This is a genomic window from Bacillus seohaeanensis (assembly GCF_042684945.1).
Lineage (GTDB): Bacteria > Bacillota > Bacilli > Bacillales > Bacillaceae_B > Rossellomorea > Rossellomorea seohaeanensis.
This window is the reverse complement of record NZ_JBHUMF010000030.1, coordinates 43,758-62,686: the sequence shown is the minus strand read 5'-3', so window position 1 is coordinate 62,686 and position 18,929 is coordinate 43,758. Positions and strand designations below refer to the sequence as shown.

Sequence of the window (18,929 nt, the reverse complement as noted above, 5' to 3'; positions counted from 1 at the left end):
ATAATAGTGCCTGTATGTAGATAGAGGAGTGAAGAAATGTTTGTCGATCAGGTCAAGATATACACAAAAGGCGGAGATGGCGGAGACGGTATGGTAGCGTTTCGTCGTGAAAAATATGTCCCAAAAGGTGGTCCAGCCGGAGGAGACGGTGGTAACGGTGCGGACGTCGTTTTTGAAGTAGATGAAGGTTTAAGAACGCTAATGGATTTCCGTTATCAGCGTCATTTTAAAGCACCACGTGGAGAACATGGAATGTCCAAGAATCAACATGGAAGAAATGCTGAAGACATGATTGTGAAGGTTCCACCTGGTACGGTTGTTAAAGATGATGATACAGGAGAAGTTATTGCTGATTTAACAAAGCATGGGCAACGATCCGTCATAACAAAAGGCGGGCGTGGCGGAAGAGGAAATTCGAGATTTGCAACTCCTGCAAACCCCGCTCCTGAGTTATCTGAAAAGGGAGAACCAGGACAAGAACGTTATATCGTAATGGAGCTGAAGCTGCTGGCTGATGTTGGTTTAGTAGGATTCCCAAGTGTCGGAAAATCTACATTACTTTCCGTTGTTACGGCAGCAAAGCCGAAAATTGCTTCCTATCACTTTACAACACTTGTTCCTAACTTAGGGATGGTGGAAACTGGTGATGGAAGAAGTTTTGTCATGGCAGATTTGCCAGGATTAATTGAGGGAGCCCATGAAGGGGTTGGCTTAGGTCATCAATTCCTCCGTCATATTGAAAGAACAAGAGTAATTGTTCACGTATTAGATATGAGTGGAATGGAAGGTCGCGACCCTTATGAGGATTATATAACAATAAATGAAGAGTTGAAGGAGTACAACCTTCGTTTAACAGAGCGTCCTCAAATTATTGTTGCAAATAAAATGGACATGCCAGAAGCGGAAGCTAATCTAGAGGTGTTTAAAGAAAAGCTTGAAGATGATTATCCAATTTTCCCTATTTCTGCATTCACGCAGCAAGGGTTAAAAGAACTTATGTTTGCAATTGCTGACAAACTTGAAAACGCTCCGGAGTTCCCATTAGAGGAAGAAGAGAATACTGGTGTTCATCGTGTCTTGTATAAGCATGAAAAAGAAGAAAAAGATTTTGAAATTACACGTGATCCTGATGGAACGTTTGTCGTTGAAGGTGCAAAAATAGCGAGATTGTTTAAAATGACTGATTTCTCCCGTGAAGAATCAGTTCGCCGTTTCGCTAGGCAGCTCCGTTCCTATGGTGTGGACGAAGCTTTACGTGAACGTGGAGCCAAAGATGGAGACATGGTCAGACTGTTTGATTATGAATTTGAGTTCATCGATTAATGCTTCACCTGTAAGTATTGGAGGAAAAGGCATTGGGGAAAAAATTTCAAGAAGGTAAGTTTTATTTAGTTAGAGAAGATGTCTTACCGGAAGCAATGAAAAAAACTCTTGATGCTAAAGAACTAATTGAAAGAGGCAAAGCAGAGTCAGTGTGGGAAGCGGTGCAACGAGTAGACTTAAGCAGAAGTGCATTTTATAAATACCGTGACACTGTTTTTCCTTTTCATACAGTAGTAAAAGAGCGAATCATAACGTTATTCTTTCATCTCGAAGACCGTTCTGGGTCGCTCTCACTACTGCTGAGTGAAGTAGCTCAACATCATTGCAATATATTAACAATTCATCAGACAATCCCACTACAAGGTAGGGCTAATGTTACCTTATCTTTAAATGTAACGGATTTATCAATCGGTCTTGAAGAATTACTATTGAGATTAGGAAAAATGGAGTTTGTTGAAAAAGTGGAAGTGTTAGGTTCAGGAGCATAAAAGGAAAGATATCCGTCAATCAATGGTATGCCCTGTTCTACCATTATTGCAACAGGTAGAATGAATCTAACTTGGCTATAGTGTAAGGAGCAATCGGGAAAATTCCTGATTGCTTTTCTTTAAATAAACAAGGTATGTTAGGAGAGGAAGAGCACAGTGAAAATAGCGTATTTAGGACCTGAAGCATCTTTTACCAATTTGGCAGTAAAAGAAGCGTTTAGTGGTCATGAAACATTGCCATATGTAACAATTCCAGATTGTATAGAAGCAGTGATTAAAGAAGAAGTAGAGGCTGCCGTTGTACCGCTTGAGAATGCATTGGAAGGTTCTGTCCATATTACAGTAGATTACTTGTTTCATGAATCTGAACTTAATATCGTCGCAGAAATGACATCACCAATTCAACAACATTTAATGATTCATGACAATACAGCTAAAGAAGGGAAAAAATTAGAAAAGATTTTATCACATTCGCACGCATTGGCTCAATGTCACAAGTTTCTACATAGTCAGTTTCAAGGTGTTCCCCTTGAACAAACGACATCTACAGCTGCAGCGGCAAAATTAGTCAGTGAAAACCCTGATATACCGTTTGCGGCAATTGGAAATCAATTAGCCTCTGAAATTTATGGGTTAACCATACTACAGGATAACATCCATGATTTCCCGTTAAATCATACTAAATTTATTGTATTACATAAGGATTCAGCACCGATTCATCTGCAAAAAGAAAAGGCGGCAGACAAAACAACGTTGATGGTAACGCTTCCTGCTGACCGTTCAGGTGCACTGCATCAAGTGCTTTCAACATTTGCATGGAGACAATTAAGCCTTAGTAAAATTGAGTCAAGACCATTAAAAACCGGTCTAGGCAACTATTTCTTTATCATTGATGTAGCACATTCCATGGATGATGTGCTTTTACCTGGCGCGATAAGTGAAATGGAGGCTCTTGGTTGTAAGGTGAAGGTAGTAGGAACCTATTCTTCCTATTTGATAGAAAAGTAAAATACCAGAATAAAAAAGGTCTGACTGAAAAATAGTTTTTGAGTCAGGCCTTTGAAATTGGTATTTCTGAAACAAGAGGCATTTACATTATTTAATTTAATTTACCGTTAGTGGGGAAATATATCCCCTGATGGAAGTTCACTTTATCAAAAATCCCGCTTCTTTCAATGCTTGTTCTGCGTCCTCTAACAGTTTTTCATTTGTTGCAGAGAGAGTGTGTAAATGAACTCCTTCTGTAAGTTCTGATAAATACGCTGCATTCGTGGAGTGGATTTTTTTCAAAAATTGTTGAACTTCTTTACGGTTGGCTACCATAATTGAAGCTGTTAAATCTCCATATACACCATGTTCAATTTTGACATCCTTTACTGTTACACCATGATCTACTAGTAAATTCAATTCTTCCTCGGCTCTTTCCGGAGTATGATTACATGCGACTGTTCGCTCTACATGATTATCATGTAGGGAAGTAGGAATATAAAGATACCCTTGACTCGTTGCTACAATCGGTTCATTTTTGGCCTTTAATAATGTAATATCACTTACAATTACTTGTCTGCTAACATTTGTTAATTTAGCTAATTCACTACCAGTAATTGGCTGCTGTTTCGTTTTTAATTCATGAAGAATAAGCTCTCTTCTTTCATCTCCAAGCACTTTTTTTCCTGTCAATAAAATCTCCTCCGCATTATAATCTATAGGAAATCATACCATACAAGCAGTTCCGCGTTAAGATTGGGTACTTCTTGCTGTATGATAGGTAATAATTAGTTGCCTAGCAAGCTCTACAACATCCTGTTTTTTCGTATCTTTTCCAAAAGAGATTCGAATGAATTCCTTCGCTTGTTGAAGGGGAGTATCCATTGCAGTTAATGTCTTTGAAGGCTCTAGTTTTCCGATATGACAAGCACTGCCTGTTGAGATAGCAAATCCCTTTCGGTTAGCCTCCAGCATTAACCACTGTCCTTGAATTCCTTCTAAGCATAAACCAATGACATGAGGTAATTGCGTACTTTGATTGCTTTCGATAACGAATGCCTTTTCGGCAAGTTCCTTTTTTAGCTCTTGTAAGAAAAATTCCCTTAAACGCCAATATTTTGTTAGTTCAAAATGGTTGTTTGCTTCTTGTGCTGCCGTAACAAATGCTGCAATTCCCGGAAGATTCACTGTACCACCACGAAACCCGTTTTCGTGACTTTGTGATGGAAAAAAGGGTGTAATCTCTAAATTTGGATTCAAGAAGACAGCACCCACTCCTTTAGGTCCATATATTTTATGGGACGATACAGTAAAGCTATCTACTAAATTCGTATAGGTGTGTATAGCAATTTTACCGAATGACTGAACAAAATCACTATGAAAGAAAATATTTTTTCCTTGCAAAATCTTCTTCACTTTATCTAATGGTTGAATTGCCCCTATTTCTCCATTAATGTGCTGAATAGACAAAAGGATTGTTTCCGGTCTTATAGCATTTTCTAGTGCCTCTAAATTAATTATTCCATCTGATAGCATCGGAACTTTTGTTATCGTAAATCCAAGTTGAGATAATAAGTCTGCTGTTGAGTGGATGGAAGTATGTTCCGCCATGCCGATGATTATATGGTTTCCATGTTTCTTCGCGCTCATTGCAAGCGTTAATAGTGCTAACTGGTTTCCTTCTGTTCCACCAGATGTAAAATAAATTCCTGTTGAAGGAACACAAAGTAGCTGTGCCAACTCTTCCCGACATTTTTCTAATAAACTTGTAGCAGATGTTCCTATATCATGAAGACTGCTAGTATTTCCCCAAAAGTGTTTACTAACTTCATTAAAAACTTCTAAGCTATTTTTTTCTATAGGTGTTGTAGCAGCATAGTCAAAGTACTTCAATTCCTACTCTCCTTAAGTGTGAATGATTTATATCCCGTATAGCAAAACAAACGTATTAGACAAATTAAAGTTTAAGTAATCTGGAAAAATTAAGCGAAAGAAAAAAACTCTTGTCATTAGTTTAAATGTGTGTAAATATATGTGTCAAGACACCTGTAAATAATTGTGGAGGGGAAACGAATGAATGACCCGTATGTAATCATTGTTGGAAGTGGTGTTGCTGCATTGCAATTAGCACGTCAGCTTCAAGATGCCTTTCATGTGATGATTATCACAAAGGAAGATAGAAGGAAAAGTAATTCATTTAAGGCACAAGGTGGTATCGCCGCTGCTATTGCAAAAAAAGATAATATCAATTCACATGTAAAAGATACACTTGAAGCAGGGTGCTACCATCAACAACCTGAAGCAGTAAGGAGTTTAATTTCTGATGGTAAAAGAATAATTCAAAGGTTAATACAAGAGGGAGCTCCGTTTGATCGAAATGAGGATGGTTCACTTTCGTTAGGAATGGAAGGAGCACATAGTCGGAATAGAATCCTTCATTGTGGTGGTGATCAGACCGGAAAGATTTTAATGAAATACTTACTAGAAAACCTTTCAGGTAATGTTCACTTTGTAGAAGGTGAAATGGTGTATGAGCTGATAAAAAATAATGAAGGTAGATGCATTGGTGTTAAAACAAGAAATACGAAAGAAGAAACGAAGCATTACTATGCCCCGTATGTTGTGTTAGCGACAGGGGGAATTGGAGGTTTGTATTCTTCTACTTCTAACGATAGCACGATTACAGGTGACGGAGTAGCAATGGCTTTTTTAGCAGGGGCAAAACTGACAGATATGGAATTTGTACAGTTCCATCCGACGTTATTATTTGTGAAAAGCCATACAAAAGGTCTTATCTCTGAAGCTGTTAGGGGAGAAGGAGCTCAACTTGTTAATGACAGAAACGATCGGGTTATGGAAACGCACCCGTTGAAAGAATTGGCTCCTCGTCATCTTGTAGCTCAAAAGATATTTGAAGAAAGGCAAAAAGGAAGAGAAGTATTTTTAAGTATTAGCAATATAGCAGACTTTGAAACTAAGTTTCCTTCGATTACAAAACTTTGCTTAGATAATGATATTTCCATTAAAGACGGTAAAATCCCTGTAGCTCCTGGTTGTCATTTTATGATGGGAGGAATATTGATTAACGATGTTGGAGCAACGACTGTTGAAGGTCTGTATGCGATTGGCGAAACTGCCGCAAGTGGTGTACACGGGGCAAACCGATTGGCAAGTAACTCTTTATTAGAAGGATTAGTATACGGAGAGAGATTAGCGTGCTTCATTAAGAACTCTCCATATGAAAGAGTACCAACTATAGTAAAGCAGGATGACTGTTTTTTTGGCGTAAAGGAGATTCCATTTACATTAGAAGAATTCAAGTCTCTTATGATGAGAAATGTTGGGATCATTCGTTCAGAGAGTAGTCTAAATATTCATTGGAATTGGCTTCAGTCAAAACAACTATCACTAGTTGAGAATCTCGGGTCCATGAAAAGAATAGACATTCAGAAATATTTTATGTGGGTGATTGGGATGTGTATTACAACTTCTGCACTTTTACGAACGGAAAGTAGAGGAGGACATATTCGTTCCGATTATCCTGACCAGGACTTAGCTTTTTTTAAGAAAAAAATTAATATAGAAAGAATCGAAAATGAAATCAGGGGGGAAATTTGTGAACAAATTGAAACTGAAATCTATGCTTGAGCAATTTTACTTAGAAGACTTGGGTGACGGAGATTTATCGTCACAGGCATTATTTTCATCTAGTGACCGTGCGAACTATCAATTTATTTCAAAAGCGAATGGAGTTTTTTGTGGAAGGGATGTAATCGAAAATGGTTTTAGGCTGCTTGATGAGACGATTAACATTAAGATGTTGGTAGAAGATGGAGAGAAAGTAGAAGCAGGACAAATAATCGTGGAAATAGAAGGTCCAGTACAAAGTTTATTACAAGGGGAAAGGGTAATTTTAAACCTTATTCAAAGGATGAGCGGAATAGCGACAATGACAGCAAAAGCGGTAGCGAGTGTAAATCACACGGGAGTTCGTTTATGTGATACAAGGAAAACGACTCCTGGATTACGTATGCTGGAAAAATATGCTGTTCGCTGTGGTGGCGGATATAATCATCGCAATGGATTACATGATGCTGTGATGTTGAAGGATAATCACCTATCATTCAGCGGGGGAATTTTAGCGGCAGTGGAAAAGGTGAAACAAGAACTAGGGCATACGGTAAAAATAGAAGTGGAAATTGAAACAGAACAACAAATGAATGAAGCGGTTGAAGCCGGTGCGGATATTATCATGTTTGATAATCGCAAACCGGAAGAAATTACTGAATGGATTCGACACGTCCCAAACCATATCGTAACAGAAGCATCCGGTGGAATTACATTAAAGAATTTGAGAGAGTACGCTGAATCCGGCGTTCAATACATCTCGTTAGGTTTTTTGACACACTCTGTTCAGTCCTTAGATATTAGCGCAAAAGTATTATACTAATCATCTAAAAATAGGAGGTTTTTTTATGGGGTTACTAGAGGAGATAACAAAAAGCAAAAAAGAATTGCCTGAATCCGTTTTGACTCTTTCTCAAGAAGAGATGGAGATGCGTGTGAAAGAAATTAAAAAGAAATTGGGAACAAAGCTGTTTATCCCTGGTCACCATTATCAAAAAGATGAGGTTATTCAATTTGCTGATACAGTTGGGGATTCCCTGCAGCTTGCCCAAGTTTCTGCTAGAAATACAGAAGCGGAGTATATTGTGTTTTGCGGTGTACATTTTATGGCAGAAACAGCAGATATTTTAACAAAAGAAAATCAACATGTAATATTGCCAGATATGCGAGCAGGCTGTTCAATGGCAGATATGGCAGATATTTATCAAACGGAAAAAGCCTGGAGGAAGCTTGGGGAATTATTCGGTGATACGATTATTCCGTTAACGTATGTAAACTCGACTGCAGCCATTAAAGCGTTTGTCGGCGAAAATGGCGGAGCAACAGTTACCTCCTCCAATGCGCATAAAATGGTGAAATGGGCTCTAGGAGAAAAAGAGAGAATATTATTTCTGCCAGACCAGCACCTTGGACGTAATACAGCGGCGGATTTAGGAATACCATTAAGTGAGATGGGAATATGGGATCCAATCAAAAATGAATTGCAGTTTGAAGGAGAGTTAGAAAAAGTAAAAGTGATTTTATGGAAAGGGCACTGTTCTGTTCATGAAAACTTTACTGTGAAAAATATTGAGCAAGTGCGAAAGAATTATCCTGAAATGAATATCATTGTCCATCCGGAGTGTACTAGGGAAGTCGTAGAGAAATCTGATTTGAACGGCAGTACTAAATACATTATTGAAACGATTTCTAATGCACCTTCTGGGTCTTCATGGGCAATAGGAACAGAGATGAACCTTGTTCAGCGAATCATTGCTCAACATAAAGATAAGCATATTATTTCGTTAAACCCATACATGTGCCCATGTCTGACAATGAATCGAATCGATCTTCCACATCTTTTATGGTCTTTAGAAAATATTGTAAATAACAATTTCCAGAATGTCATAAAAGTAGATCGACAGGTTGCTGAAAATGCAGTTCATGCCCTTGATCGAATGCTCATAAGGGTTTGATAAAAGAGGCTGACCCATAAATTATTGACAGTTTATATGTTGGTCAGCCTTTTTTTATGGGCTGTTTTTGCAAACTTTAAAATTAATGAAGTAATTCTTCTACTAAAGCAATTTTTAAAATCTAAGCCTACCCTGCTTCAAATAAGACATTAACCCACGGAAGTAATATTTTATAAGTAAGCTTCATAAGTTTTTATGTAGATTAATAGCAAATTGCCTATCTCATCATAGGATATATAGACTTATGCCTGAGGAGGGATAAAAAGTGAAAATCCATATAGTTCAAAAAGGGGATACTCTTTGGAAAATCGCCAAGAAGTATGGTGTGAATTTCGAAGAATTGAAAACAATGAATGCCCAGCTTTCAAATCCTGATATGATTATGCCAGGAATGAAGATCAAGGTTCCTACATCTGGGGGGTCTATTAAGAAAGAGGTAGCAGGAGCGAATAAGGAAGCTCCGATTAATTATGGTATGAAAAAAGAAATGCCGAAAGCAGAACATCCTTTTAAGGAAGAAAAGCCAAAAACGATGCCTGTAGCAGAAAAACCTGTTGAGAAGCCAAAGCCAAAACCAAAACCGTACACTCCAAAAATGCCTCAACCAGTCATCCCTGAAATCGACATAAATAATTACTACATGATGAATATGGCTAATATGCAAACACAACCAAAAGAAAAGCCGAAAATGCCACCAAAACCGACTAATATTCTCCCTAAACCGGAAGAAGAAAAGGTAGAAATACCAAAGGCAAAACCAAAACCTATTAAAGAGTCTGTGAAAGATGTTCAACAGCAAGAGGAAGAGAGTTTAGAGATACCTACACAACCACAAGGAGGATTCACACAGCCTATGTTTTTCAATCCAAATTATTGCGTACCAGTATCACCAGTAATGCCAGGGTCAGGTTATGGAGCACCCTATGGAGGAATGCCAGGAGGATACGGACCTAGTTACGGAGCAGTAATGCCAGGAAGCTATGGAGGACCAGAAGGATATCCAATGGGGCAAGTTCAAGGGGCATCTACACTACCTGGAATGCACCAAGGGTTACCTGGGGTAGAAAATCCCGGAATGATGCATGGTATGGGGTATGATGACGAATCTTCCTCCATCATGCCATATATGCACCAAATGCCAATGCATGGAGGAAACCCATCTGAGGTTATGGGGGCACATACTCAGCAACCAATGGGTGCAGGTCAACAACCAATGGGCTACCCAACAGATGTAATGGGAGCATACGGTCAACAACCTATGGGGCAGCCTTCAGGAGTAATGGGTGTCCAAGATGAAGAAGATGGATATCCAAGTGTTCAAATGCCGCAAATGGGTCAAATGCCAGCAATGCCGCAAGGACCGTTTAATGATAATTGCTATCCTGTATCACCGGTAATGCCGGGGTCAGGATTCCACGGTATGAATCCTTATGGAGGAGCTCCTGGTGCAGTTCAAGGTGTTCAATCAATGCCGGGAGGATATGGGATGCCTGGAATGCATGGTGGATATCCAGGGGGTTACCCAATGGGGCAAGTGCAAGGTGCAATGATGGATGAATCTCCGATGGTACAGCATGGACATATGCCAGAAAATGATTGTGGATGTGGTGGACCGAAAGCAGTCAGTCCGATGGCACAAATGCCAATGGGTCAAATGCCAATGGGGCAACCACACATGGGTCAGCCATACGGACATGGAATGATGGGGCAAGGAATGCCGATGGGACCTGGGGGATATCCTCAAGGCGGTCAGGGTATGTTTGGACCGAGAGCCTTTGGAATGCCGCAAGTCAATGATGACGACGTTGAAGGTTAAAAGGCATACCGAAGGAGACGATTTTGATAATCGTCTCCTTTCTTTTTTGAAAAAGAAGCTTGGCGACCCATCTGCAACATTAAAACGCTTAAAAGAAGGAAAATGGCTTTTAACTACCCATAATAAGAAATGGTTTGTAAAGCTTTATTCCAACAGCAAAAAATTTTATATTCAAAAACATTTAGTAGATGAACTCCTAAAAAAAAACTTCCAGCATGTTCTTCCATTTCATCCGATTCACACAAAAAAGGAATTATTATTTGAGGGAAAGCCAGTAGGAATAACGTATTGGCTGGATACAAAAGAAACATTTACTTATGTAAACCAATGTGACAGACAAGATGCTCTAGCTGTATTAAAATCCTTTCACAAACAAACACAGCATTTAAAAGGAAAGTGGACAAATGAAATTCCACCGAATAAATGGGTTGAAAAGTGGGAAGAACGACTTTACATGTTTCAAGTTAATATTCCCTTTTTGCAGTCGTTCATACAGCCTTTTTATCTTTACACATATTTGCAATGGGGAAAATGGTCATTAGAGCAATTGAAAAAAATAGAACTTCCTTTAGATGAAATTTGTATATTGCATGGTGATGTAGCACATCATAATTTTTTAAGAGCAGAAAGCGGAAAAGTATATATTATTGATTTTGATCTAATAACTATTGCACCGCCAATGATTGATGACTTACAGTTTAGTAATCGGATTCTCCCATATATTAATTGGTCTCTCCAAAAGCTATGGTTCCATGAGCCACTAAATAGTTATAAAAGAGATAATTTATTTATAGTGGGTTTAATGTATCCATCAGACATTTTTCGGGAATGGAATCGATTTGCTAGAGAAGGAAAGCTGTATAAACAAAAAGTTTGGTCCTATTTATATTCGCTGACTGTGAAACAGTTTTCTCAAAGAATGACCTATATGCAAGAACTACACAATAAATTTAACTTATTAAAATAACCAATTGTAGGAGAGGACTCCAGCAATTAAATGGAATGAAGCCTCTAACTCCTTCACAAGCTATACATGAGCAAAGTTGTGCTCGAGAGAAGTATGGTTGAAGGAGGAGGCACTTCATTGAAAAAGAAGCTTTTCATAATACCTTTAACTGCCGTTAGTTTTTTGAGTCTTGCTGGTTGCAATGTCGGGGAAGAAGCACAAAAAGGTTATTCAGATTCCTATGAACCAATGGGATTTTATTCAAATGCCGGTCATGGTGATGATAAGAAAGATAACCGTGATGGTCCGATGACAGAGTTATATGATCATTCTATTGGTAAAGAAGGTCAAGATATCCGTAAGCATAAAAGAGAGTATTTACAAGTGAAAGATGAAAACGGGAACCCACAAAACCCTTCCAAACCGTTAGCCGATTATGACAAGAATTTTATAGCCCACGATCAACGCGCTAGTCATGGTGATGCAAATTATCATGGGCATTTAGACGATAATACAAGAAGAGCGAGGAACTCGTATTACTCGGCGTATGAGGGTGATTTAGCAGAAAAAATAGCTGATGTGACAGCATCAGTAGGGAATATAAGTGATGTTCGTTCTGTTGCTTACGGATCTGACGTATTGATTGCAGTTGAGTTAGAAAATCATGCGAAAGAAGAAAAGACGAAAAGGGCCGTCAAACAAGCTGTGAAACCTTATTTACACGGAAGGTCAGTAACAGTTGTAACAGATGAAGGAACTTTTAGTCGAGTAAGGAACATTGATAATGATTTGCGTGATGGTGGTCCGCGTGAAGGCATTAATGCAGACATCCATGATATGTTTAAATCAATAAAAAATCGTTTGGGTGAATAGTTAGAGACAAAGACGGGATAAGGTTTTGTCCAACTACTCCAACGTTAAATTTTCTTATAAAGATTAGTCTTTATTGAACCAACAAAAGAGATAGGTAAAACCTCCTTTTGTTGGTTTTTCTGATTTCAGTGGTCAGGAGTCGAGGGGGTTGCTGTTAATTTTTTTATTCTAATAGGATACTCTTAACAAAATTTGGTCACACTAGAGCTAGATATTAATCCTATTTAGTTTGAGGTGATCACGATGACAATGAAGATTCGAGTCGTGTTTATGGTAATGTTATTGTTTGGGGCGTTTTACTTCACATTTTTCCATGATGAAAACGAGAAAAAGGCAGCTGACAGAGAAGTAAACAGTGAGGAAGAAACATCCGTTTATCCAACTTCTGCACATACAGTTAAAGTTGTTCTAGAAAGAGTTTATCTAGATGGGGAAATTAGTGAAGAAACCGTCGAGGAAACAATATGGTCGATGGAAGACTTTTGGGCAAGTTATGAAGATTGGAAGCTCATCACGATGAATGAAGAGGAAATCGTCTTTCAACAACATGTTAATGATATTTCTCCGTTGTTAAAAACGAATGGATATTTCGGTATATCTGATAAAGGAGTTTTATCGATTTTTAACGGAAAACCGGATCAATCAAAGATAATTCAATCGTTTTTTCAAATCGATGTGAACAAGCTAGAAAGCAAACAACATAAAGAGCTTGTGAAAGGAATTCCTATTAAAAATAAAAAGTCATATGAAGATGTTTTAAAAAGCTTTGAACAATACTCCATACCAAAATAATGATGCAATCAGAGAGAAAAGTCTCTGATTGTTTTTTATTCATATACATCTTTCTTTTTTTTGATAAAATAAGAACAGATGTTTTTAATGTTGGATAAAATTACTGAAATGTTATGATACACTTTATTGATATAATATAGAATTAGTGGGTTTTTTTTATAATAAGGGAGAGAAGAAGTAAATGTATGAATATATAATTGGGACTGTGAAGAGAGTGAGCCCTGAGTATGTTGTCTTAGAGAACAACGGAATCGGTTATCAGCTGCAAACCGCTAATCCGTTTGCATTTTCCAAACATATGAATCAAGAAATTCAAATTTTTACTTATCAGCATGTAAGAGAGGACTTGATTGCCCTTTTTGGCTTTGAAGCAATGGAAGAAAAGTTGCTGTTTATGAAGCTATTAAATGTTTCGGGGATTGGCCCAAAAGGGGCACTTGCAATTTTAGCATCGGGTGCGCCAGGCCAAGTGATAACAGCTATTGAACAAGAAGATGATAAATTCTTAACAAAATTTCCTGGAGTAGGGAAGAAAACGGCAAGACAGATGATTTTAGATTTAAAAGGAAAGCTACAAGATGTTGTACCAGATTATTTTCCAAGTCTTTTCAATCAAGATGAAACGGAAACAAAAGCAGTTCAAGATGAGGCATTGGAAGAAGCTATTTTAGCATTAAAAGCACTCGGCTATTCCGAAAGGGAAATTAAAAAAGTTACACCGAGTTTAAAAGGTGAAGAACAGACAGCAGATCAAATAATAAAAAAGGCGTTACAATTACTATTAAAATAGTAGATGGAAAGGGGAGTGTATGAATGGAGGAGAGAGTTGTTTCCGGGGAGTCTGAATGGAATGAGGAGTCCTTTGAATTGTCCTTGCGTCCGCAATCAATCAAGCAATATATAGGGCAGGATAAAGTGAAGCAAAACTTGGAAGTGTTCATTGAAGCGGCTAAAATGCGAGAAGAAGCATTGGACCATGTGCTACTGTACGGTCCGCCTGGTCTTGGGAAAACGACGCTTGCCGCTGTTATTGCAAACGAAATGGGGGTCAGTTTGCGGACAACTTCAGGTCCTGCGATTGAAAGACCAGGAGATTTGGCCGCTATTTTGACTGCTTTAGAGCCTGGAGATGTTCTGTTTATTGATGAAATCCATCGTTTGCCTAGGGCGATAGAGGAAATTCTTTATCCAGCAATGGAAGATTTCTGCTTAGATATTGTTATTGGTAATGGTCCTAGTGCAAGATCAGTCCGCCTCGACTTACCACCTTTTACGCTTGTAGGTGCAACGACGCGTGCAGGGGCGTTATCTGCCCCGCTACGAGATCGGTTTGGGGTGCTTTGTAGGCTGGAGTATTATACGGAAGAACAGTTGAAAGAGATAGTTATAAGAACAGCAGCAATCTTGAGTACAAAAATTGATAGTCTTGCATCAGAGGAACTTGCCAGAAGATCGAGAGGAACCCCAAGAATCGCAAACAGATTATTAAGAAGAGTACGTGATTTTGCTCAAGTAAAGGCAAATGGTGAAATCAGTACGGCATTGGCTCAAGAATCGTTGGAATTATTACAAGTTGATAAGCTTGGTCTCGATCATATTGATCATAAGCTATTAAAGGGAATTATTCAGCGATTTAATGGCGGTCCAGTCGGTCTGGATACTATTGCGGCAAGTATTGGAGAGGAATCTCATACAATTGAAGATGTTTATGAACCATATCTTTTACAAATAGGGTTTATCCAGCGGACACCTAGGGGAAGAATGGTAACGAATCTAGTATATGAACACTTTAATCTTGAAACTCCATCAAAGTAATGATTTACTAGTGAAAAAAATGAAGGGATGCTGCTCTAGATGACAGGAATTCCAAAGTTTTTGATGATTATTGGAGGAGTTCTGCTCGTTGCAGGCTTTCTTATGCAATTTATCAAGATAGGAAAACTGCCAGGAGATATTGTAATTAAGAAAGAAAATACAACTTTTTATTTCCCAATTATGACGTCTATTCTTTTAAGTGTTATACTTTCTCTTGTCTTTTATTTGATAGGACGTTTTAAATAGTAATCTAATAAAGTTAGGTGACAGAAGATGAAGGTAGAAGATTTTGACTTTGATTTACCGGAAGAGTTGATCGCGCAGACACCGCTAGCGGAACGATCTCACAGCCGGCTAATGGTTCTAGATAAAGAAACAGGCAGTATTAAGCATGAGCAATTCAAAGATATTGTAGAGGATCTTCACGAAGGAGATTGTCTTGTCTTGAATGATACACGTGTACTACCTGCAAGATTATATGGAACGAAACAAGATACGGGAGCGAACATTGAAGTTCTCTTGTTAAAACAAGAACAGGGAGATGAATGGGAGACTCTTGTAAAACCTGCAAAGCGTATTAAAGAAGGAACGGTTATTTCTTTTGGTGATGGAAGATTAACTGCGACATGTGTCGGAGTGAAAGAACACGGAGGACGCATGTTAAAATTCAATTATGATGGTATTTTTTATGAAGTACTAGAAGAACTTGGTGAAATGCCACTTCCTCCTTATATTAGGGAAAGGTTAGATGACCAGGATCGCTATCAAACTGTCTTTGCTCGTGAAAGAGGATCGGCAGCAGCTCCAACAGCTGGACTTCATTTTACAGAAGAGCTTTTAGATGAAATTAGAGAAAAGGGTGTGCATATCGCATTTATCACGCTTCATGTTGGATTAGGAACATTCCGACCCGTTTCTGTTGACACGATTGAGGACCATGATATGCATGCTGAGTTTTATCAAGTTTCTGAAGGAACAGCAAGACTTTTAAATGAAGTAAAGGCTCAAGGTGGCAGGATTATTACAGTTGGTACAACATCTACTAGAACACTTGAAACAATTGCTTCTAAACATGGGAAGTTTGTAGAAGAAAACGGCTGGACAAGTATATTTATTTATCCGGGCTATGAATTTAAAGCAATTGATGGGTTGATAACGAATTTTCACTTGCCTAAATCTACATTGATTATGCTTGTAAGTGCATTTGCGGGAAAAGAAAATGTATTACATGCATATGAAACAGCTGTGAAAGAAAAATATCGATTCTTTAGTTTTGGGGACGCAATGTTCTTAAAATAAGCAATTTATGTGTAAGGTGAATTTGGAAGGAGATTTCTAATTTTGACTGCAGTTAAATATGAATTAATTAAAACTTGTAAGCAAACTGGTGCACGTTTAGGACGTGTGCATACACCGCATGGTTCATTTGAAACACCTGCATTTATGCCTGTAGGAACACTTGCAACCGTAAAAACAATGGCGCCAGAAGAATTGAAAACGATGGATGCAGGAATTATTTTAAGTAACACCTATCATTTATGGCTTAGACCGGGTCATGAGATTGTTAAAGAAGCAGGTGGCTTGCATAAATTTATGAACTGGGATCGTGCAATATTAACTGATTCCGGTGGTTTTCAGGTTTTCAGTTTAAGTGAGTTTCGGAAAATTGAAGAAGAAGGCGTGCATTTCCGTAATCATTTGAATGGAGATAAGATGTTTTTGAGTCCAGAAAAAGCGATGGAAATTCAAAATGCTCTTGGGTCAGATATTATGATGGCATTTGATGAATGTCCTCCATACCCTGCCGAATATGATTATATGAAAAAATCTGTTGAAAGAACATCTCGTTGGGCGGAGCGTTGCCTAAGTGCACATGCTCGTCCCGAGGATCAAGGGTTATTCGGAATTGTACAAGGTGGAGAATATGAAGAACTGCGAAAACAAAGCGCGAAAGATCTAGTTTCTTTAGATTTCCCTGGCTACGCTGTTGGTGGACTTTCTGTTGGGGAACCGAAGGATGTTATGAATCGAGTGTTAGAGTTTACCACACCATTACTTCCAACGGATAAACCTAGGTACTTAATGGGGGTAGGATCACCAGACTCGTTAATTGATGGAGCATTAAGAGGCATTGATATGTTTGATTGTGTATTGCCAACACGTATTGCACGGAATGGAACATTAATGACGAGTACAGGGCGTCTTGTTGTAAAAAATGCAAAATATGCCCGTGATTATCGCCCAATTGATGAAAATTGTGATTGTTACACATGCCGTAATTATACAAGGGCTTACATTCGTCATCTATTAAAATGTGATGAAACGTTTGGAATAAGACTTACTACTTATCATAATCTTCATTTTCTGTTAAACTTAATGGAGCAAGTCAGACAAGCGATTCGAGAAGATCGTCTAGGTGACTTTAGAGAAGAGTTTTTTGAGCAGTACGGTTTTAATCGTCCAGATGCAAAAAACTTCTAATCATAATAAAGTAAATAATCACAAGTGGGCTCTATTTGCACCCACTTATGATTAATTGAGAAAATTTTCTCAAACTTAAAATGAAGGTAATACCGTACTCGTTAATACGAGGAGAATTGGTAACTGAAAGGAGGGGAACGGCTAATGGAAGGTGGTTTAGCAACAATCATACCTTTGATTCTCATGTTTGTACTTTTCTATTTCTTGCTTATTCGTCCACAGCAGAAACGTCAAAAGAAAGTTCAACAAATGCAAAATGAACTTCAAAAAGGCGATAAGATTGTGACGATTGGTGGATTGCATGGATTCATTGATGCGATTGAAGAAGGCAAAATTGTCATTAAATGCGGCGATGGCAGCAGACTTACATACGATCGAAATGCAATTCGTGAAGTAGTAGAAAAAGCTTAATAGCTAAAGGAGGTTACGCAAAAATGTATGTCACTTTTGCGTAACCTCCTTTTTACCTGATAGGAAAAATAAAAATGGCATGGGGCAACAAAACGCTTCTGCGTTTCTGGTTAAGAGTCCCTCGTCGTTCCTCCGCTAAGGTTTACGCCAAGAATACCTCCCATCATTGCTGTTGTGATGTAACATAGATGATAAACGGTTTGCTCCAGTGTAAAGAGACTGTCTAACCCGAGGTATTGAAATAAAAATACAGAAAAGCTATAAATAAATCCAGTTAAACCTCCTAAAATCAATCCTTTCTGTTTTCCTTTCCCCCCACTCATAAACCCTCCGATAAAAAGGGATAAAAATGAAACGATTGTCACAAATAATGAAATGGAATGTTCGTCTAAATCAGTAAAACGAAGAAGTATAGAAAAAACAAGACTTGCTGTAATAGCAATTAGTAATATGGTAATAACCCCATAGAGGACGGCTCCTCCAAGTTTTTTAGCATCGATGATAATTCTCTCCCTTCATAAATGCATGATTTTTAATATTCGACTTAGTACAAGCATATTCAGCCAATTTCAAAAAAAGACTAGGAATTTTTTGAAGAGAACAATGGGAAGCGAGTCTTTTACCAGCCCTTATGTAAATGAGCATAATTTAAGCAGGTTTTTAAATACTAATAGTGAAGTCTATTTTCATTGTTAGGGAGGAAAAGTGGTGGAATATATTACGTTAATATTACGCACGCTTTTTCTTTATACTGTTATTTTGGTTATTTTCCGAGTAATGGGAAAACGGGAAATTGGCGAGTTGAGTATTTTAGATTTAGTTGTTTTCATCATGATTGGAGAAATGGCGGTAACCGCTATTGAATATCCAGAGGAGCCTCTTATTGATACGCTTCTTCCTATGACCATTATTGTAATGGTACAAGTGATACTTGCTATCATTTCTTTAAAAAGCAAACCTTTCCGTGAACTTGTTGATGGAAAGCCAGCACTTATTATTAGTAAAGGAAAAATTGATGAAAACGCAATGAAGAGACAGAGGTATAACTATGATGATTTAATGCTCCAGCTTCGAGAAAAAGATGTCTATAATATGGCAGATGTGGAATTTGCCATCCTCGAACCGTCTGGAAAGCTATCGGTCATGAAAAAAGAAGAAACGGAACAGGAAGGATCTCTCACATTGCCGCTCATATTAGACGGAGAGGTACAAATAAAACATTTGGAGCTAGTAGGAAAAAGCTCTTTTTGGCTTAGAAAAGAATTAAGAGAAAGAGGGTTTCCGAACGTTAAAGAAATATCCTTTTGTAGTTTTCATAATGGAGAGTTCTATATTGATTTAAAAGATAAAACCTAAGGGAGGGTGTTTAAAAAAAGGCTGTTTCCGTAAAGTTTGTTGTTTCTAGGAAAGAGACC

The 18,929-nt window shown here is 38.1% G+C and carries 20 protein-coding genes; 17 read left to right on the top strand and 3 right to left on the bottom strand.

Going from position 1 to position 18,929, the window contains the following annotated elements:
* The first annotated feature begins 36 nt into the window (after positions 1–36).
* From obgE to pheA, 3 genes are all read left to right on the top strand, one after another.
* On the top strand, positions 37–1,323 hold the full coding sequence (obgE, locus tag ACFSUL_RS11795; RefSeq protein ID WP_377935632.1) for a GTPase ObgE: 1,287 nt from the start codon (positions 37–39) through the stop codon (positions 1,321–1,323).
* Positions 1,324–1,355: 32 nt separating this feature from the next.
* Positions 1,356–1,811 carry an ACT domain-containing protein gene (locus ACFSUL_RS11790; RefSeq protein ID WP_377935630.1) on the top strand — a complete coding sequence of 152 codons (456 nt, stop codon included), beginning with the start codon at positions 1,356–1,358 and terminating at the stop codon, positions 1,809–1,811.
* Between the two features lie 156 nt (positions 1,812–1,967).
* Entirely contained in the window at positions 1,968–2,819 is an 852-nt protein-coding gene (gene pheA / locus ACFSUL_RS11785; protein ID WP_377935628.1) for a prephenate dehydratase, read from the top strand.
* A 138-nt stretch (positions 2,820–2,957) separates the two neighbouring features.
* On the opposite strand, the gene ACFSUL_RS11780 is transcribed toward pheA, so the two are convergent.
* Positions 2,958–3,491, bottom strand: a complete 534-nt coding sequence (locus tag ACFSUL_RS11780; protein WP_377935626.1) for a transcription repressor NadR — start codon at positions 3,489–3,491, stop codon at positions 2,958–2,960.
* Positions 3,492–3,548: 57 nt separating this feature from the next.
* Positions 3,549–4,691, bottom strand: coding sequence for an IscS subfamily cysteine desulfurase (locus tag ACFSUL_RS11775; RefSeq protein WP_377935624.1), 1,143 nt, complete (start codon positions 4,689–4,691; stop codon positions 3,549–3,551).
* A 180-nt stretch (positions 4,692–4,871) separates the two neighbouring features.
* Here ACFSUL_RS11775 and nadB point away from each other — a divergent pair, with 180 nt between their 5' ends.
* The 13 genes from nadB (at position 4,872) to yajC (ending at position 17,514) form a co-directional block, all read left to right on the top strand.
* Positions 4,872–6,446 carry an L-aspartate oxidase gene (nadB, locus tag ACFSUL_RS11770; protein ID WP_377935622.1) on the top strand — a complete coding sequence of 525 codons (1,575 nt, stop codon included), beginning with the start codon at positions 4,872–4,874 and terminating at the stop codon, positions 6,444–6,446.
* Entirely contained in the window at positions 6,415–7,248 is an 834-nt protein-coding gene (gene nadC / locus ACFSUL_RS11765) for a carboxylating nicotinate-nucleotide diphosphorylase (RefSeq protein WP_377935620.1), read from the top strand. The genes nadB and nadC overlap by 32 nt, the downstream gene beginning before the upstream one ends.
* 25 nt (positions 7,249–7,273) lie before the next feature.
* On the top strand, positions 7,274–8,380 hold the full coding sequence (gene nadA, locus ACFSUL_RS11760) for a quinolinate synthase NadA (protein ID WP_377935618.1): 1,107 nt from the start codon (positions 7,274–7,276) through the stop codon (positions 8,378–8,380).
* Positions 8,381–8,645: 265 nt separating this feature from the next.
* Positions 8,646–10,196, top strand: a complete 1,551-nt coding sequence (gene safA / locus ACFSUL_RS11755; RefSeq protein ID WP_377935616.1) for a SafA/ExsA family spore coat assembly protein — start codon at positions 8,646–8,648, stop codon at positions 10,194–10,196.
* Positions 10,186–11,163: a phosphotransferase gene (locus ACFSUL_RS11750; protein WP_377935614.1), complete on the top strand. Its 978-nt coding sequence runs from the start codon at positions 10,186–10,188 to the stop codon at positions 11,161–11,163. Before safA ends, ACFSUL_RS11750 begins: the two co-directional genes overlap by 11 nt.
* A gap of 117 nt (positions 11,164–11,280) precedes the next feature.
* The gene (locus ACFSUL_RS11745) at positions 11,281–12,015 is read left to right on the top strand and encodes a YhcN/YlaJ family sporulation lipoprotein (RefSeq protein ID WP_377935612.1); all 735 of its coding nucleotides are present in this window, start codon (positions 11,281–11,283) and stop codon (positions 12,013–12,015) included.
* A 243-nt stretch (positions 12,016–12,258) separates the two neighbouring features.
* Positions 12,259–12,807 carry a BofC C-terminal domain-containing protein gene (locus ACFSUL_RS11740; protein ID WP_377935610.1) on the top strand — a complete coding sequence of 183 codons (549 nt, stop codon included), beginning with the start codon at positions 12,259–12,261 and terminating at the stop codon, positions 12,805–12,807.
* Positions 12,808–12,988: 181 nt separating this feature from the next.
* A complete protein-coding gene (ruvA, locus tag ACFSUL_RS11735; RefSeq protein WP_377935608.1) occupies positions 12,989–13,597 on the top strand; it encodes a Holliday junction branch migration protein RuvA in 609 nt (202 codons plus the stop codon).
* A gap of 23 nt (positions 13,598–13,620) precedes the next feature.
* Positions 13,621–14,622, top strand: coding sequence for a Holliday junction branch migration DNA helicase RuvB (ruvB, locus tag ACFSUL_RS11730; protein ID WP_377935606.1), 1,002 nt, complete (start codon positions 13,621–13,623; stop codon positions 14,620–14,622).
* Positions 14,623–14,661: 39 nt separating this feature from the next.
* A complete protein-coding gene (locus ACFSUL_RS11725; RefSeq protein ID WP_071411191.1) occupies positions 14,662–14,868 on the top strand; it encodes a DUF2905 domain-containing protein in 207 nt (68 codons plus the stop codon).
* A gap of 27 nt (positions 14,869–14,895) precedes the next feature.
* Positions 14,896–15,921 carry a tRNA preQ1(34) S-adenosylmethionine ribosyltransferase-isomerase QueA gene (gene queA / locus ACFSUL_RS11720; RefSeq protein WP_377935603.1) on the top strand — a complete coding sequence of 342 codons (1,026 nt, stop codon included), beginning with the start codon at positions 14,896–14,898 and terminating at the stop codon, positions 15,919–15,921.
* Positions 15,922–15,963: 42 nt separating this feature from the next.
* On the top strand, positions 15,964–17,103 hold the full coding sequence (gene tgt / locus ACFSUL_RS11715; RefSeq protein WP_377935601.1) for a tRNA guanosine(34) transglycosylase Tgt: 1,140 nt from the start codon (positions 15,964–15,966) through the stop codon (positions 17,101–17,103).
* A gap of 144 nt (positions 17,104–17,247) precedes the next feature.
* A complete protein-coding gene (yajC, locus tag ACFSUL_RS11710; RefSeq protein WP_377935599.1) occupies positions 17,248–17,514 on the top strand; it encodes a preprotein translocase subunit YajC in 267 nt (88 codons plus the stop codon).
* 110 nt (positions 17,515–17,624) lie between these two features.
* Here yajC and ACFSUL_RS11705 read toward each other — a convergent pair whose 3' ends face one another.
* Positions 17,625–18,014: a TIGR04086 family membrane protein gene (locus ACFSUL_RS11705; protein WP_377936131.1), complete on the bottom strand. Its 390-nt coding sequence runs from the start codon at positions 18,012–18,014 to the stop codon at positions 17,625–17,627.
* Between the two features lie 205 nt (positions 18,015–18,219).
* Between ACFSUL_RS11705 and ACFSUL_RS11700 the strand changes: the two genes are divergently transcribed.
* Positions 18,220–18,870 carry a DUF421 domain-containing protein gene (locus tag ACFSUL_RS11700; protein WP_377935597.1) on the top strand — a complete coding sequence of 217 codons (651 nt, stop codon included), beginning with the start codon at positions 18,220–18,222 and terminating at the stop codon, positions 18,868–18,870.
* Positions 18,871–18,929: the final 59 nt, after the last annotated feature.